The sequence below is a fragment of the Flavobacterium adhaerens genome (assembly GCF_040045115.1).
Classification (GTDB): Bacteria; Bacteroidota; Bacteroidia; order Flavobacteriales; family Flavobacteriaceae; genus Flavobacterium; species Flavobacterium adhaerens.
In genome coordinates, this window is the sequence record NZ_JBDLZX010000002.1 from 332077 (window position 1) to 349023 (window position 16947).

Genomic DNA, 16947 nt, shown 5'->3' on the forward strand with positions numbered 1-16947 from the left:
ATATATGCTATACTATTTGTTTCAATATTTAGACAAAGTAATGGATGTTCCAGGAACGGGAGTGTTTCAATACATCACTTTTAGATCATCCTTAGCATTGTTGTTGTCGTTGTTGTTATCAACTATTTACGGTAAAAGAATAATTGGTTTTTTAAGTAGGCAACAGGTTGGTGAAACAGTACGTGAGCTAGGTTTAGCGGGGCAAAATGAAAAAGCAGGGACTCCTACTATGGGTGGAATCATAATTATATTCGCCACTTTGGTTCCTGTAATCCTTTTTGCAAAGCTGCATAATATTTATGTTATTTTGTTAGTTGTTACAACGCTCTGGATGGGAGTTATTGGTTTTATCGATGATTACATAAAAATATTCAAAAAGGATAAACAAGGACTGAAAGGAATTTTTAAAGTAGTTGGTCAGGTAGGCTTAGGGCTAATAGTGGGTTCAGTACTTTATTTTAGTCCAGTGGTAACCGTGAGAACCGATACAGGTAAAACGGATGTGTTTAAAAATACTTCTGAAACAGTTGTACAACAAGTTCCATTGGAAGAAAAATCTACTGCAACTACAATTCCGTTTTTTAAAAATAATGAGTTTGATTACGCCGAAATCCTTGCTTGGACTGGTGATGGATACCAAAAATATGCTTGGTTAGTATTTATTCCGATCGTAATTTTTATTATAACCGCTGTTTCAAATGGAGCCAATTTAACCGATGGGATTGATGGTTTGGCAGCTGGTACTTCTGCTGTTTCTGTTTTTGCCCTAGCTGTCTTTACGTTTGTTTCTGGGAATATTTTCTTTTCCAATTATTTAAATATAATGTACATACCCAACTCAGGCGAAATGACGGTGTTTATCGCTTCTTTCTTGGGTGCTTTAATCGGATTTCTTTGGTATAACTCTTACCCCGCTTCTGTGTTTATGGGGGATACAGGTAGTTTAACTATTGGTGGAATCATTGCGGTATTAGCTATTGCTGTTCGTAAAGAAATGCTGATTCCGTTGTTGTGCGGAATATTCCTTGTCGAAAATTTTTCTGTAGTGTTGCAGGTTAGTTATTTTAAATATACCAAAAAACGTTTTGGCGAAGGGCGAAGGATTTTTCTAATGTCTCCACTTCATCATCATTATCAGAAGAAAGGATATCATGAGAGTAAGATTGTTACTAGGTTTTGGATTGTTTCTATCATGCTGGCAATTTTGTCTATTGTAACACTGAAATTGAGATAAGAAAATGAGATTAGTGATATTAGGAGGAGGAGAAAGTGGTGTAGGAACTGCTATCCTTGGTAAGAAAAAAGGTTATGATGTTTTTGTTTCAGATTACGGAAAGATAAAAGATAGTTATAAAGAAGTTCTTATTATAAACAAAATTCCTTGGGAAGAAGAAAAGCATACTGAGGAGTTGGTTATGAATGCTGATCTTGTCATGAAGAGTCCAGGCATTCCTGATAAATCGAATATCGTAAAAAAATTGAAAAATAACGGGATTCCTGTTATCTCAGAAATTGAATTTGCTTCAAATTTTACAGATGCAGTTTTTATCGGTATAACAGGGAGTAATGGTAAAACGACTACTACCATGTTAACCTATCATGTTTTGAAAAGCGCTGGACTTAATGTTGGTTTGGCAGGAAACGTAGGAAAGAGTTTTGCCTGGCAAGTTGCCGATAATAACTACGATTACTACGTGTTAGAATTGAGTAGTTTTCAGTTGGATGGAATTATAAGTTTTAAACCACATATTGCAATCATCACGAATATAAGCCCTGATCATTTGGATCGTTACGATTATAAATTTCAGAATTATATAGATTCTAAGTTTAGAATCACAATGAATCAAACAGAGGATGATTATCTAATTTATGATTCAGGAGATGAAGTGATTTCGGAGTGGTTGAGTGAGAATAAAGTTAAAGCAAAATTAATCCCTTTTTCATTGACAAATGAGTTTCAAGAAGGGGCCTATATAAAAGACAAAGCGATGGAAGTTAAAATAAATCAAGAAGAATTTACTATGGATACTGAGTTTATCTCTTTAGAAGGAAAACATAATCTAAAAAATGCAATGGCAGCTAGTTCAGTAGCAAATATTTTAAAAATAAGAAAGAGTACTATTCGAGAGAGTATGTCCAATTTTCAAGGCGTAGAGCATCGTTTGGAAAAAGTTCTTAAAATTCAAAATGTTCAATACGTAAATGATTCAAAAGCGACCAATGTAAACTCTGTTTTCTTTGCTTTAGAGAGTATGAATACACCAACAGTTTGGATTGTAGGTGGTGTTGACAAAGGGAACGATTACCACGAATTGATGTCGCTTGTTCGTGAAAAAGTTAAAGCCATTATTTGTTTGGGAGTTGATAACAAAAAGATTATTGATGTATTTGGTAATGTAGTTGATATTATGGTTGAAGTTACCAGTATGACCGAAGCAGTGAAAATGGCACAAAGATTATCTGAAAAAGGTGATACGGTTTTATTGTCTCCAGCATGCGCTAGTTTTGATTTGTTCGAAAATTACGAAGATAGAGGGAGACAATTCAAACAAGCTGTCAAAAATTTATAAATGCAATGGTAAGGGGTTTTAGTTTTTAGTCTTAAACTAAAACACAAATAATAAACTATAATAAGCTTAAAATGAAACAACTAATTAATAACTTAAAAGGAGATAAAGGCATTTGGTCATTCGTGATCTTATTAGCCCTGTTTTCTTTTATGCCTGTTTTTAGTGCTAGTAGTAATTTGGCTTATTTAGGTCATGGTACCGGAAATACATTAGGATATTTGATTAAGCATTTGATACATGTATTCTTTGGCTTATGTATTATTTATTGGGTGCATAATATTCCGTACCATTATTTTAGAGCTATTTCCAAAGCGGGACTTCCAGTTGTTTGGCTTTTATTGGCATATACAGTAATAAAAGGAACTGTAATTGCTGGAGCCAATGCCAGTAGATGGATTCAAATTCCTTTTGTTGGACTGTCTTTTCAAACATCAACTTTGGCTTCTATTATTTTGTTCATATTTGTGGCTCGTTATTTATCAAAAACCCGCGAAGAGCCTATAACATTTAAATCCTCTTTTTGGGAACTTTGGATCCCGGTTGCAATAACGTTGATGTTTATTCTGCCAGGAAATTTTTCGACTACAGCTTTGATCTTTTCGATGGTAGTAATGCTTGTTTTTATAGGAAGGTATCCCATAAAGTACATTATGTATATCATTGGTTTGGCAGTGGTGTTTTTAACCTTCTTTGTGTTGATAGGGAAGGCTTTTCCTGAGTCTAAGTTCTTTAGTAGGGTAGGAACTTGGACTAGCAGAATTGAAAATTTTACGACGGATAAAGCAGATGAAGACGATTATCAAATTGAAAAAGCCAAAATTGCTATAGCATCAGGTCAACTGTATGGCTTAGGGCCAGGGAAAAGTGTTCAGAAAAATTTCTTGCCTCAATCTTCTTCCGATTTTATTTATGCAATTATTGTCGAAGAATACGGATTAGTTGGAGGGTTAGGAGTTTTGTTTTTGTATTTATTATTGTTGTTTAGATTCGTTGTTGCTTCTCATAAAGCCAATACCCTTTTTGGGAAATTGGTGGTTATCGGGTTAGGGTTTCCTATGATTTTTCAGGCAATGATAAATATGGCTGTAGCAGTAGAATTATTGCCAGTAACAGGGCAAACTTTGCCTTTAATCAGTAGTGGAGGTAGTTCTATTTGGATGACTTGTTTTGGTCTTGGAATAATTTTAAGTGTTACCAAAAAAGATGACGAAATAGCGCAAGAGAAATTAGAAAAGGAAAAAAGAGAAGAAGTGCTTCAAAAACTTATTGATCGCGAAATGGAGGCTGATCTTCAAGAAGAGGTTGGTGTGAGTGGGAATGATAATTTTGATTCGAATGATTATTCTATCACGGATAATTCTAAGAATCCCATGAATGCAGTATTGAAATAGTTTTTTATAATAAATAAAAATATGGTTCATAACAAAGTTGAACTATAATAGGTAATTAAGATTTTTAAATATGGCAAAGCATAAATTTATTTTAAGTGGAGGTGGTACAGGTGGTCATATTTACCCAGCAATTGCAATTGCAAATGAGTTAAAAAAACGTTTTCCTGATGCTGAGATTTTGTTTGTTGGTGCCAAAGATAAAATGGAAATGCAAAAAGTACCCCAAGCAGGATACAATATAAAAGGTCTCTGGATTGCTGGTTTGCAAAGAAAATTGACTTTTCAGAATGCAATGTTTCCTATCAAACTTATAGATAGTTTGTGGAAATCTAGAAATATTATTAAAGCCTTCAAACCTGATGTGGTGATTGGTACTGGAGGTTTTGCCAGTGGGCCATTATTAAATATGGCTAATAATATGAACGTTCCAACCGTTATTCAGGAACAAAATTCTTTTCCAGGAATTACCAATAAATTATTAAGTAAGAAAGCCAATAGTATTTGTGTTGCCTACGATAATTTGGAAAGTTTTTTTCCTAAAGAAAAAATAGTTCTAACAGGCAATCCAGTTCGTCAGGATTTGTTGGATATTGATTCTAAAAGAGAAGAAGCAATTGAGTACTTTAAGTTAGACGCGACCAAAAAAACTTTATTGGTTTTAGGAGGAAGTTTAGGAGCAAGAAGAATCAATCAGTTAATAGAGAAAGAATTGGATAAATTTCTTTCACTAAATGTTCAGGTTATCTGGCAATGTGGAAAATTTTATCTAGATGATTATAAAAAATACAATAAAAGTAACGTTCAAGTTGTTGCATTTATAGAGCGTATGGATTTGGTTTATGCTGCCGCCGATGTGGTAATTTCCAGAGCAGGTGCTTCTTCGGTTTCGGAGTTATGCATCGTTGGTAAACCCGTTATTTTCATTCCTTCGCCTAATGTTGCCGAAGATCATCAAACCAAAAACGCTCAAGCGATAATGAATAAAAAAGGAGCAATTTTAATTAAAGAGTCTGAACTGGATGATGATTTTAGTTTGGTTTTTGAGTCTTTGATAAAAGATCAAGGAAAACAAACGCAATTAAGTCAAAATATTAAATCATTGGCTAGGCCTAATGCAACGGTTCAAATTGTTGACGAAATTGTTAAGCTGATTAAATAAAATTAATATAGTGGTATTGTCAATTTTTCAGATTGAAATTACCATTGAAATTGAAATTGAAAAATGAATTTAAATCAAATTGAAAACGTCTATTTTATAGGAATTGGAGGTATCGGAATGAGTGCTTTGGCTCGCTATTTTAAAGCCATCGGCAAGCAAGTTTCTGGTTATGATAAAACGCCTTCAATGCTTACATCTGAATTGATTGATAGCGGAATTGATATTCATTTTGACGATGATATTAATGCAATTCCTAGAGAGTATAATTCCGAAAATACGTTGGTAATTATAACGCCAGCAATACCAGCTAAACATTCGGAGTGGAATTATTTTATGCATCAAGGCTATTCTATAAAAAAAAGAGCCGAAGTATTGGGGATAATTACTAAAGATACTTTTTGTTTTGCGGTTGCAGGAACCCACGGAAAAACAACGACTTCTAGTATTTTGGGACATATTTTGTATGAAAGTGGTGCCGATGTAACAGCTTTTATTGGTGGAATTGTAGAGAATTACGACTCTAATTTAATAGGAAACGGTAAAACCGTTACAGTAGTCGAAGCTGATGAGTTTGATCGTTCATTCTTGCACTTGCATCCAGATATTGCTTGTGTGACTTCTATGGATGCCGATCATTTGGATATTTATGGGACAAGCGATGCGATCGAAGCGTCTTTTACTGAATTTGCAGATAAAATTGAGGATAAAAGCAAACTTTTCATCACCAATTTATTGCCTTTACAAGGAGTGGTTTGTGCTGTGAATGAAGAGGCTAATTTTGAAGCTTTTAATGTTAGAATAGAAAATAGTTCTTATGTTTTTGATGTAAAAACGCCAAATGAAGTTATCAGAGATTTGCGTTTCGGATTGCCAGGAAAACATAATTTAATGAATGCTTTGATGGCTTTGGCAATGGCAGTCACATACGGAACTCCTACTGCCGCTATTGCTAAGGCTTTGGAAACTTTTAAGGGTATTCGAAGACGTTTTTCATACCAAATAAAAGAAGAAAACCTTGTCTATATCGATGACTATGCGCATCATCCTACTGAAATTGATGCAGTTCACCAAGCTGTGCGTGAACTCTATCCAGGAAAAAAAGTATTAGCCATTTTTCAGCCACACTTGTTTAGTAGAACGAGAGATTTTGCCGATAATTTTGCCAAAAGTTTGTCTGCCTTTGATGGAGTTTTTTTGATGGAAATTTATCCTGCTCGTGAGTTACCTATAGAAGGAATTACTTCGCAATGGCTCATGGATAAAATGACCAATACGAATAAAAAAATAGTAAGTAAAGAAGATTTGATTGCTGAAATTGTTGCAAATGATGCTGCGGTAATTGTGACAATTGGAGCAGGTGATCTGGGAGAGATGGTTCCTTCGATAAAAAAAGCATTATATGAAAGTCTTTAATTTAAATAACATAAGATTATTACTAATGTTTTTCTTGGTAATTTTCCTTTTTTCTTTCACGTCAAAGCGGAATGAAAATAGAAAATTGATTAAAACAGAAGTTGTTTTTGTAGGAGACAATCCTCTTTTTATTAAGAGTGAAACGGTTAATAAATTGTTGATAGAAAATAATTCAAACCCTTCAACCATTAGAAAAGATGGGCTAGATTTGAATAAATTGGAGCAAGTATTAAATGCTCAAGAAATGATCGAGAAGGCAGATGTGTTTGTAAGTATCGATGGAGTTCTTAAAGCGGTTGTAAAACAAAAGACACCTATTGCAAGGGTCTTTAATGAAGAGGGGTCTTTCTATATTGACAGTGAGGGAAATACTATGCCGTTATCGGCAAATTTTACAGCTCGAGTTCCTCTTGTTTCTGGGGAGATAAACAAGAAAAATAATAAAGATTTATTTAAATTATTTAAGATAATTTACGATGATGCATTTTTACAAAAAAACATCATTGGGATACAAATTATGCCTAATGGTAGCTTGTTGATGCAGAATAGAAATTATAATTATCAAATTGATTTTGGAGGTTTGATAAACATGGAACGAAAATTTAAAAACTATGAAGCTTTTTTTCAAAAAGTGAGTTTGGATAGTTCTTTGCATAAATATAAAAAAATTGATCTCAGATTTACGGAACAAGTAGTTTGCACAAAATAATAGAAAATGGAAAAAGAGAATATTGCAGTAGGTCTAGATATTGGGACGACGAAAATAGTTGCCATGATAGGCAAAAAGAATGAATACGGGAAACTTGAAATTTTAGGTGTAGGAAAATCTAAAAGCTTAGGAGTTGCAAGAGGTGTTGTCAATAACATCACTCAGACAATTCAATCCATTCAGCAAGCAATACTTGAAGCAGAAAATAATTCAGGTTATAAAATAAAAGATGTTGTTGTCGGAATTGCAGGCCAACATATCCGTAGTATTCAACATAGCGACTATATCAGTAGAAGTAATCCTGAGGAAGTAATTGGCGATAGTGACATTGATTTGTTAATTAGTCAAGTTCACAAATTAGCTATGTTACCCGGAGAGGAAATCATACATGTTTTGCCACAAGAATTTAAAATCGATGGACAATTCGATATAAAAGAACCAATTGGAATGTACGGAGGAAGACTCGAAAGTAGCTTTCACGTAGTAGTTGGGCAAGCATCTTCTATTCGTAATGTTGGTAGATGTATTCAAAGTTCTGGAATCGAATTATCAGGTCTAACATTAGAACCCTTAGCCTCTTCTGATGCGGTATTAAGTCAAGAAGAAAAAGAAGCAGGAGTTGCACTTATTGATATTGGAGGAGGAACGACAGATTTGGCAATTTTCAAAGATGGAATCATACGTCACACAGCAGTTATCCCTTTTGGTGGAAATGTAATAACAGATGATATCAAAGAAGGTTGTTCAATCATTGAAAAACAAGCAGAATTATTAAAGATAAAATTTGGATCGGCTTGGCCAGGTGAAAATAAAGATAATGAGATTGTTTCTATACCAGGATTAAGAGGAAGAGAGCCAAAAGAAATTTCTTTAAAAAATCTTTCAAAGATAATTAATGCAAGGGTTGTTGAAATTATTGAGCAAGTTTTTACCGAAGTGAGAGCTTATGGACATGAAGATCCTCGTAAAAAGTTAATTGCTGGAATTGTACTTACAGGTGGAGGAGCTCAATTAAAACACATCAAACAATTAGTTGAATATATAACTGGGATGGATACTCGTATAGGATACCCTAACGAACACCTAGCTGGAAATTCAGATGAAGAAATTTCAAGCCCATTATATGCTACTGCAGTTGGTTTGGTGATGAACAGTATTGAGAATAAAACGCAAAGTGCTGTCAAAATGCAAGCTGTTTCGGCTCCTGAAAAAGTTACATACTATAGAGAACCAGTAGTAGAAACTAAAATTGAAGCCAAAGAAGAAACTGATGTACAATCAGAAAAAGAACCTCAAGTAGAGCCTGCAAAAGTAGAATCTACCGAAAACAAAATAAGAAGATCTTTTTTTGATAAATATGTTGACAAAATCAAGGAGTTTCTAGATAACGCAGAATAAAATAATAATAAATAAAAATAACTATCGGAATTCCTTTTTGCCCCAAGCATAGAGTAGTTAGATAAAGTTAATAAATTAAAACCCCATAGGATGTCAAGCAACACAGAATTTGGAAGTATTTCATTTGATTTACCAAAGAATCAATCAAATGTAATTAAAGTAATTGGTGTAGGTGGAGGCGGTAGTAACGCCATAAACCATATGTTTAAACAAGGTATCAAAGGCGTTGATTTCATCGTTTGTAATACCGATTCTCAAGCACTCGAGAATAGCGCTGTTCCTAATAAAATACAATTAGGAGCTAATTTAACAGAAGGTCTAGGTGCTGGTGCAAATCCAGATGTAGGACATCAATCGGCAATAGAGAGCGTTGCAGAGATTGAGAAAATGTTAGATGTAAATACAAAAATGGTATTTATTACTGCTGGAATGGGCGGAGGAACAGGAACAGGAGCAGCACCAGTAATAGCACAATTGGCAAAAGAGAGAGAAATCTTAACTGTCGGAATCGTAACATTACCTTTTTTGTTTGAAGGGAAAGTGCGACAAGAACAAGCTTTAATTGGTATCGAAAAATTACGCAAACAAGTAGATTCGTTAATCGTTATCAATAATAATAAATTAAGAGAAGTATATGGGAATCTTGGTTTTAAAGCTGGGTTTTCAAAGGCAGATGAAGTTTTATCTACAGCTTCAAGAGGAATTGCAGAGGTAATTACGCATCATTATACTCAAAATATCGATTTGCGTGATGCTAAAACAGTATTGTATAATAGTGGTACTGCTATAATGGGATCTTCTGTTTCTTCAGGTGAAAATAGAGCAAAAGAAGGGATTATTGCTGCTTTAGATTCTCCTTTATTAAATGATAATAAAATTACCGGAGCCAAAAACGTATTGTTGCTTATCGTTTCTGGAACAAATGAGATTACAATTGACGAAATTGCCGAAATTAACGAGCATATTCAATTTGAAGCAGGATCCAATGCTAATATCATCATGGGGGTTGGTGAAGATGAAGCACTTGGTGATGCTATTGCAGTAACTATTATTGCTACTGGTTTCAACATGGAACAGCAAAATGAAATTGTAAACGTTGAACCTAAAAAAATTATTCATACTCTTGGCGATGAGCAAAAAGGAGTTTTTGATTTAACAGCTAATACCGTTGCTAGTTTCAATTTAAATACTGAAACACCAGCTCCAAATACTGAAGAAAGAATAGTGTTTGATTTAGTAGAAGACGAAGTGGTTCCTGAACCTATTGTTGCTTCAATTAATGAAAACGAGTTAATTGAAATGAATGAATTCATTAAGAATTTAGATGTGACTTTTGAAATCGTTTCTCCAATGAAAGAGATAGATTTCATGGTTACAAATCAAGTTAACGAAGTTGTTAGAGAAGTAAAAACTGAGCCAATTCGCACAGAAGTACAACAAGAACAAACGACCTTTTCTTTTGATTTGCCTTTGAGTAAACCAGAACCAGTTGCTTCTCAAGAAGAAACCAAAGACTTTATTTTTGAATTGACTAATGAAACCAAAGACATCAAAGTTGTTCAACCAGTTCAATTAGTTTCGGTAACAGAATTGACTGATAAAGGTGTCGTAAGGTATTCTTTGGAGGAATATATGGATGTAGAGAAAGATTTAATCGAATCTAAGCCTGCAGCCAAAGTAGTTGAAGAAGTTCCTGCTGAACTTAATATTACAATGAAGCAAGTAACAACTCCAATTACCGATCAACCTGAGCTTGGAAACAACTCTCCAGTTGATATGACCATAGAAGAGACATTGCGATTTAGAGCAGAGGAAAGAAGAAGAAAATTAAAAGATTTTAATTATAAATTTCACGATAACGTTTCAAGAGTTGATGAGTTAGAAAGAGAACCAGCTTACAAAAGATTTGGTATCGATCTAAATAATACTCAAACAAATAACTCAACTTCAAGAATATCAGTTGGAACCGACAGTAATAATGATCTGCAATTGCGTTCTAATAATTCATATCTGCATGACAATGTAGATTAATAATGCCATTTTTTATTTAAATAGCCCGAAAATCACATTTGGTTTTCGGGCTATTTTATGATTCCAATGCCTATTCAAGTTGTTGTTATTGCCATTAAAATTTTCTAAATTTGTCGCGCCTCATCCAGCTGTACATTCCAAGCTTTTTGTCGTAACTCCTTTTTTCTAAGAACCAGAAAGAGCTCCCTTTTGTCGCTTTTCTAGTTCAAGAAAAAAAAGAGTTTCTCCTAAAAAGGCTTTCCATTTCCATCTGGGGCGGTTGTTGAAAGCGTATGCATTAAGATTTAACCATCAAAAATCTAGAATCGAAAAATTTAAAATCAAAAATTAATATGAGTTTATCAGTACAAATCATGGACGAAATCAAAACAGCCATGAAAGCCAAAGATACAGTTGCATTAGAAGCTTTAAGAGCTGTAAAATCAGAGTTGTTATTAGCACAAACAGCATCAGGTTCAAAAGAAGAAATTTCGGCAGATGAAGAGATCAAATTGATTCAAAGATTAGTGAAAACTCGCAAGGAAAGCGCTAGAATATTTACAGAGCAAAATCGTTTAGACTTAGCCGAACCTGAATTGGCTCAAGTAGCAGTATTAGAAAAATTCTTGCCTGCACAATTAAGTGAAGAAGAAATCGAGGCTGTAGTGGCTAAGATCATTGCCGAAACAGGTGCGTCTGGAATTGCATCTATGGGAAAAGTTATGGGATTGGCTTCTGCCCAATTAGGAGGTGCAGCCGAAGGGAAAACAATTTCAGCTATTGTAAAGAAATTGTTAGTGTAAAGAAATAAGCAATTGTTGATTAACTGTTTTTGAAATTCTAAATGGTTAATCAACGATTTGAAATAAACAGACCGCGTAGTTCAACTGGATAGAATATCAGATTTCGGCTCTGAGGGTTGGGGGTTCGAACCCCTCCGCGGTCACATGACGGGACAAGGAAGATTTTTTCTTCTTTGTTCCGTTATTATTTATGGCCCATTGTTGGTTAAGCAGATAATTAGGACAGCCTTATTTATTCATGTGGTTCGAAACTGTTTTTTTATCGAATCAATAATAATTCTAAAGGGGTAAGATCGCTTCATTAGAGCATTCGTTGCGTTTTATTAAGTTTTTAAATGCAACACAAAAAAAGATTTATACTTTACAGTTTTACATTGAATTAACTACGTTTGTTGTTGAATATTGAAAGCAATAATTTATTGAAAAAGGTTTACTTGGCAACTGATAAACATCATGTTTTTAGTTAGTTTTCGTTTTTATATTTGATATAACCTAAAAACTTAAAGTTATGAGACAGAATGTTCCCGTGTCAAGTATTATGACTAAAAATATTGTGAAGATAACGATTAAAGATGACTTAACTAAGGCGGAGTCTCTTTTTAAGCATCATAAAATAAGGCACATACCTGTAGTGAGTGGTGCAACAATAATCGGAATGTTAAGTTACACAGATTTGTTGCGTATTTCTTTTGCAGATGCTGTTGACGATGATGATGAAGTAATTGATACTACAGTTTATAATATGTTTACTGTCGAGCAGGTTATGGCTAAAAAATTGACAACTATCACGCCAGAAACTACCATTAAAGAAGCTGCTAAAATTTTGGCATCAAAAGACTTTCATGCTCTGCCAGTTTGTGATGATCATTTGTTGGTTGGGATTATAACCACAACCGATTTGATAAAGTATTTAATTAATCAGTATAAGTGAGTTAATTAAATTTAGGTGTTTGTTATAAAAGTCCCAATACTTAAACAAGTATTGGGACTTTGTTTTTTGTTATACTGTAGTAGTTAGCTTTTTTAAGTCAGCAACAGTTTGAATAGGATCTTGTGCGTTAAATACAAAACTTCCGGCTACTAATACATCAGCTCCTGCTTCTACCAATTGCAAAGCATTTTTATTGGTTACCCCTCCATCAATTTCGATAAGCGTATTGGCACCTTTTCGAGTAATCAAATCTTTTAGTTTTTTTACTTTTAAATAGGTATTTTCGATAAAAGATTGCCCTCCGAAGCCTGGATTTACGCTCATGATACAAACCATATCAATATCGTTAATAATATCTTCTAATAAATCTACATTAGTATGTGGATTCAGAGCAACTCCAGCTTTCATGCCTTGGGCTTTAATGGCTTGAAGTGTACGGTGCAAATGCGTGCAAGCTTCGTAGTGTACGGTTAAAATATCAGCACCTAAATCTTTAAAAGTTTTAATGTATTGATCAGGATTTACAATCATCAAATGTACATCTACAGTTTTTTTTGTGTGTTTTGTGATGGCTTCTAAAACAGGCATTCCAAAAGAGATGTTTGGGACAAAGACACCATCCATAATGTCAATGTGAAACCAGTCTGCTTGGCTATTGTTGATCATTTCGATATCGCGTTGCAAATTAGCGAAATCAGCAGCTAAAACAGATGGAGCAATAATTGTATTTTTCATTGTTGTGTTGAGTTAGTTGTTTTTATAATACCCGTTGCAGTACAATAGATATTTGATATTTTTTGCAAATGTAGTTATAAATAATAGAATTTCGAGGTCTTGGGAGCTGAGCTCGTACAGACTGGGTTTTTATTTTAAAAAAAATATTACTGTCTGGTAAAAAAAACTGTTTAAAGTATTTTTTGGCAAAGTTTCTATTTAAACAGATTTTGTAAAATTATACTCTGATAAAGGTACCAAGGCGCAATTTTTTAGGATTTTCTTTTCGACTCTGTAATTTTGCGAGAAACATCCAAAATCAAGCTCTATTACAGGAAAACTTTGTGAGATCAACGAATTCAATACTTAGCTAAGTTTTAAAAAAGTTTTACCGGACAGCAATAAAAAAAATAAAACTTCAAAAACCAGAGAGTGGAGCCATAAGTGTTTGAAACATACAATTTAATTACCTCCAGCTTTAGCTGGAGATAGTAAAGTTCAAAAAGTAATTGGCGTTAGCCTAAAAAATCATCAATTCTATTTGGCTAAAGCCTTTTATTGTGTCAAAACTAAATCCTTCAGCTTAAGCTGAAGGCAAATCCATAATAATAAACTCAGGTTTGAACACTTATGGAGCGGAGCTCGAACAGTCCAGATTTTTATTTGAAAAAAATAAAACTCCGGTAATCAGCCGGAGTTTCAATCATCAATCAAAAAACGAACAGTTAATCAGACTGTTGTTTGCTGTAAAATCCCATTTGTAGGAATTTGGGTTTACCCAAGATATGTTTTTAAAATTTTACTTCTAGAAGTGTGTTTTAATCTGCGGATAGCTTTTTCTTTAATTTGTCGTACACGTTCACGAGTTAAGTCAAAAGTTTCCCCAATTTCTTCAAGAGTCATTGGATGTTGATCTCCTAATCCAAAATACAAACGAACTACATCTGCCTCTCTTGGAGTTAACGTTTCAAGAGAACGCTCAATTTCTGTACGTAGCGATTCGTGAATTAATTCTCTGTCAGGGTTTGGTGATTCACCAGAACGTAAAACATCGTAAAGGTTTGAGTCTTCACCTTCAACAAGAGGCGCATCCATAGATAAATGACGTCCAGAGTTTTTCATAGACTCTTTAACATCATTTACGGTCATGTCTAATTCTTTAGCGATTTCTTCTGCAGAGGGTGGGCGCTCATTAGATTGTTCTAACAAAGCGTACATTTTATTGATTTTATTGATAGAACCAATTTTGTTTAATGGCAAACGAACGATACGAGATTGTTCGGCAAGCGCTTGAAGAATCGATTGACGAATCCACCACACTGCGTATGAAATGAATTTGAATCCACGTGTTTCATCAAAACGTTGCGCTGCTTTAATTAAACCAAGGTTTCCTTCGTTGATTAAATCAGGAAGTGTTAGTCCTTGATTTTGATATTGTTTGGCTACTGAAACGACGAAACGTAAATTGGCTTTTGTTAGTTTTTCAAGTGCTCTTTGATCACCTGCTTTAATTCTTTGAGCTAATTCTACTTCTTCGTCAGCAGTAATAAGGTCAACTTTTCCAATTTCTTGTAAATATTTGTCTAATGAAGCGGTTTCACGATTGGTAACCTGCTTGGTGATTTTAAGTTGTCTCATGTTTTTGTCTCCTCAATTTTTTAAGTGTACAAGTAATTATACGTAGGGTTTAATTAAAAAGTTACAGCAAGGAGAAAATTTTTTTTATAAAAAAGATTAGTAGAAAGCAAAAATAAGCAAAACGGTTAAAACCGTTTATATACAATGCTTTATAAAACAGTAGTCTTAGTTTGGAACTCGGTGTCTGATAGGTTTTGGTCTTAAAAATACAAAGATAGGTTACTAATTCGTTACCGATTAGCAAAGGTAATTAAAGGTGTAACAGATTATATTTCAGTGTTTTGCCCTATTTTTCATATTCCCTTGTAACTCAATACAATTTAATTTTAAACATTAAACATTTGAGTTATGGAGCAGACAAAAAAATCTACGTTCAAATTACTTTTCTACCTGAAAAAGAACGAGCCGAAAAAGAACGGTAATGCCCCGATTATGGCACGTATTACTATTGATGGAACACCTAAGACTTTAGGAACAAAGTTAGAGATCAATCCAAAGAATTGGGATTTAAAGTATGGAAGAGTTGAAGGTAAGAGTGCAAAAGCACTAGGTATTAACCAAAAATTGGATAATATAAGGGCACGTATCGATACCCTTTATGAAGATATGCTGAAACACGAGGGTTTTGTAACGGCACAAAAGCTGAAACTTGCATTTCTCGGTGTTGGTATTATGGAAGATTCCTTGCTGAAAGTCTTTAAGAAGAACAATGACGATTTTGGGAAAATGGTAGTACAAGGAGAACGCTCCGAAAGTACCTACTACAAATACAAAATTGTCTATAACCACGTTACTGAATTTATCAAAAGCAGGTATCATCGTGATGACATGGCGTTCAGGGAATTGACGTGTGATTTTATCAGAGAGTTTGATTTCTTCCTTAGAATAGACAAAAAGTGCACGCACAATACTGTTTGGGTATATACTATGCCACTCTATCGTGTTGCGGAAATAGCTGTCAAAAGCGGTCTTATCAGGAAAAATCCTTTTGAAGATTATGAAATAGCGATGAAGGAAAATGACCGTAGCTATTTACTCAAGGAAAACGTTGAATCCCTGTTATTACACAATCCTTCAAAACAAAATTATGAACTTGTAAAGGATCTTTTTGTATTCAGCTGTTTTACAGGACTATCTTATATAGATATTAAACAACTTAAAAGTACTAACATACAATCCTTTTTTGATGGTCACGATTGGATTATAAGCCGAAGACAAAAATCTGATGTTGCTTCTAATGTTAGGCTTATGGAAATACCCAAACGTATTATTGAAAAATATAAAGGTACAACCCGAAATGATTTTATTTTTCCTGTTCCTACAAACAAAATTTGTAACAGCCATATAGATAAACTAATTCAAGAATTAGAGATTGTTACAGAACAAAAAGTAACTTTTCACACAGCAAGGCACACATTTGGAACAATGTTTTTAACAGAGGGTGTACCACTTGAAAGCCTCAGCAAAATGATGGGACATAAAAATATTTCTACCACTCAAATCTATGCCAAGATTACCAGTCAGAAAATCAGCAAGGATATGGATCTGGTATCGTATAAATTTGCAGGCATGGAAGCCGCATTTTCTGAAATGGAGAAAGAGATTATCATTTAGAATTTTTTACTTACAGAGCGAAGCAGGATTATGTCCTGCTTTTTTTATGTCCATACTTAATCCTTAAAGCACATTTATTTCTCCAGCGCCCATCCCATGCAATAAAAGAGCTTTGGCAGGATGAGTTAATAAACCATACTGAAAAACTCCTAAGCTATCCTCAATAAATATTTTTCAGTACCGTTTACGTGGCTTCCAAAGCCACAATACTTTAAGATACTAAACTCCAAATTTTTAATTCAGCTAAATGTAATTGCAGGTTTTGTAATCACAAGGCCATTTACTCAATGCCTTTTTCACGTGCTTCCACATGATTTTTATTCAAGAACTGATATGCTTTTTTGTTCCATTTCAAGAGCAAAGGTATTTCCGTGTTCTTAACGCAGGAACAAGGTCGTGCCTTCCTGGTTTGCAAAAAAATCTCCACCCATTCGGGTCGTATTTTTTTGACAAAACCTTGTTCCTGCTAAACACTAACCTTTTTATGCTCGTGAAACGAAACAAAGCATACTCCGGCTCTTTAGACGAATAAAAAAAATGTCAGAAATGAAAAAATACGGCATTGGAAATGGCAAAAGAGTGAAACGAAACTTCAGC

Annotated in this window: 13 protein-coding genes and 1 tRNA gene; 12 read left to right on the forward strand and 2 right to left on the reverse strand. The window is 34.1% G+C overall.

Features of this window, described 5'->3' with window-relative positions; translation table 11 throughout:
- Positions 1–4 precede the first annotated feature (4 nt).
- The 11 genes from mraY to ABEB18_RS04205 all read left to right on the forward strand — a co-directional run bounded on the left by mraY (position 5) and on the right by ABEB18_RS04205 (position 12384).
- On the forward strand, positions 5–1234 hold the full coding sequence (mraY, locus tag ABEB18_RS04155) for a phospho-N-acetylmuramoyl-pentapeptide-transferase (RefSeq protein WP_348797823.1): 1230 nt from the start codon (positions 5–7) through the stop codon (positions 1232–1234).
- 4 nt (positions 1235–1238) lie between these two features.
- Positions 1239–2570: a UDP-N-acetylmuramoyl-L-alanine--D-glutamate ligase gene (gene murD, locus ABEB18_RS04160; protein WP_348797824.1), complete on the forward strand. Its 1332-nt coding sequence runs from the start codon at positions 1239–1241 to the stop codon at positions 2568–2570.
- Between the two features lie 71 nt (positions 2571–2641).
- On the forward strand, positions 2642–3961 hold the full coding sequence (locus ABEB18_RS04165; protein WP_348797825.1) for an FtsW/RodA/SpoVE family cell cycle protein: 1320 nt from the start codon (positions 2642–2644) through the stop codon (positions 3959–3961).
- 70 nt (positions 3962–4031) lie between these two features.
- Positions 4032–5120: an undecaprenyldiphospho-muramoylpentapeptide beta-N-acetylglucosaminyltransferase gene (gene murG, locus ABEB18_RS04170; RefSeq protein WP_348797826.1), complete on the forward strand. Its 1089-nt coding sequence runs from the start codon at positions 4032–4034 to the stop codon at positions 5118–5120.
- Between the two features lie 63 nt (positions 5121–5183).
- Positions 5184–6533 (forward strand): UDP-N-acetylmuramate--L-alanine ligase, encoded by a 1350-nt coding sequence (murC, locus tag ABEB18_RS04175; RefSeq protein WP_348797828.1) that lies wholly within the window; start codon positions 5184–5186, stop codon positions 6531–6533.
- On the forward strand, positions 6520–7242 hold the full coding sequence (locus ABEB18_RS04180; RefSeq protein WP_348797829.1) for a cell division protein FtsQ/DivIB: 723 nt from the start codon (positions 6520–6522) through the stop codon (positions 7240–7242). The genes murC and ABEB18_RS04180 overlap by 14 nt, the downstream gene beginning before the upstream one ends.
- 6 nt (positions 7243–7248) lie before the next feature.
- The gene (gene ftsA, locus ABEB18_RS04185) at positions 7249–8640 is read left to right on the forward strand and encodes a cell division protein FtsA (RefSeq protein ID WP_348797831.1); all 1392 of its coding nucleotides are present in this window, start codon (positions 7249–7251) and stop codon (positions 8638–8640) included.
- Positions 8641–8730: 90 nt separating this feature from the next.
- The gene (gene ftsZ, locus ABEB18_RS04190; RefSeq protein ID WP_348797833.1) at positions 8731–10671 is read left to right on the forward strand and encodes a cell division protein FtsZ; all 1941 of its coding nucleotides are present in this window, start codon (positions 8731–8733) and stop codon (positions 10669–10671) included.
- A gap of 332 nt (positions 10672–11003) precedes the next feature.
- Entirely contained in the window at positions 11004–11453 is a 450-nt protein-coding gene (locus ABEB18_RS04195; RefSeq protein ID WP_348797834.1) for a GatB/YqeY domain-containing protein, read from the forward strand.
- Between the two features lie 69 nt (positions 11454–11522).
- A tRNA-Arg gene (locus tag ABEB18_RS04200) sits at positions 11523–11596 on the forward strand.
- A 365-nt stretch (positions 11597–11961) separates the two neighbouring features.
- Positions 11962–12384 (forward strand): CBS domain-containing protein, encoded by a 423-nt coding sequence (locus tag ABEB18_RS04205; protein ID WP_348797835.1) that lies wholly within the window; start codon positions 11962–11964, stop codon positions 12382–12384.
- A gap of 69 nt (positions 12385–12453) precedes the next feature.
- Here ABEB18_RS04205 and rpe read toward each other — a convergent pair whose 3' ends face one another.
- Complete coding sequence (gene rpe, locus ABEB18_RS04210) at positions 12454–13119, reverse strand: ribulose-phosphate 3-epimerase (protein WP_348797837.1); 666 nt, start codon at positions 13117–13119, stop codon at positions 12454–12456.
- Positions 13120–13872: 753 nt separating this feature from the next.
- Complete coding sequence (locus ABEB18_RS04215) at positions 13873–14736, reverse strand: sigma-70 family RNA polymerase sigma factor (RefSeq protein WP_007804760.1); 864 nt, start codon at positions 14734–14736, stop codon at positions 13873–13875.
- 348 nt (positions 14737–15084) lie between these two features.
- Here ABEB18_RS04215 and ABEB18_RS04220 point away from each other — a divergent pair, with 348 nt between their 5' ends.
- A complete protein-coding gene (locus ABEB18_RS04220) occupies positions 15085–16350 on the forward strand; it encodes a site-specific integrase (protein ID WP_348797838.1) in 1266 nt (421 codons plus the stop codon).
- Positions 16351–16947: the final 597 nt, after the last annotated feature.

What these genes read in the sequence shown, in the direction of transcription:
- ABEB18_RS04180 (WP_348797829.1), top strand. Translation starts at nt 6,520, where the DNA reads ATGAAAGTCTTTAATTTAAATAACATAAGATTATTACTAATGTTTTTC.
- ABEB18_RS04165 (WP_348797825.1), top strand. Translation starts at nt 2,642, where the DNA reads ATGAAACAACTAATTAATAACTTAAAAGGAGATAAAGGCATTTGGTCA.
- rpe (WP_348797837.1), bottom strand. Translation starts at nt 13,119, where the DNA reads ATGAAAAATACAATTATTGCTCCATCTGTTTTAGCTGCTGATTTCGCT.
- ABEB18_RS04205 (WP_348797835.1), top strand. Translation starts at nt 11,962, where the DNA reads ATGAGACAGAATGTTCCCGTGTCAAGTATTATGACTAAAAATATTGTG.
- murG (WP_348797826.1), top strand. Translation starts at nt 4,032, where the DNA reads ATGGCAAAGCATAAATTTATTTTAAGTGGAGGTGGTACAGGTGGTCAT.
- murD (WP_348797824.1), top strand. Translation starts at nt 1,239, where the DNA reads ATGAGATTAGTGATATTAGGAGGAGGAGAAAGTGGTGTAGGAACTGCT.
- ABEB18_RS04215 (WP_007804760.1), bottom strand. Translation starts at nt 14,736, where the DNA reads ATGAGACAACTTAAAATCACCAAGCAGGTTACCAATCGTGAAACCGCT.
- ABEB18_RS04195 (WP_348797834.1), top strand. Translation starts at nt 11,004, where the DNA reads ATGAGTTTATCAGTACAAATCATGGACGAAATCAAAACAGCCATGAAA.
- ftsA (WP_348797831.1), top strand. Translation starts at nt 7,249, where the DNA reads ATGGAAAAAGAGAATATTGCAGTAGGTCTAGATATTGGGACGACGAAA.
- mraY (WP_348797823.1), top strand. Translation starts at nt 5, where the DNA reads ATGCTATACTATTTGTTTCAATATTTAGACAAAGTAATGGATGTTCCA.
- murC (WP_348797828.1), top strand. Translation starts at nt 5,184, where the DNA reads ATGAATTTAAATCAAATTGAAAACGTCTATTTTATAGGAATTGGAGGT.
- ftsZ (WP_348797833.1), top strand. Translation starts at nt 8,731, where the DNA reads ATGTCAAGCAACACAGAATTTGGAAGTATTTCATTTGATTTACCAAAG.
- ABEB18_RS04220 (WP_348797838.1), top strand. Translation starts at nt 15,085, where the DNA reads ATGGAGCAGACAAAAAAATCTACGTTCAAATTACTTTTCTACCTGAAA.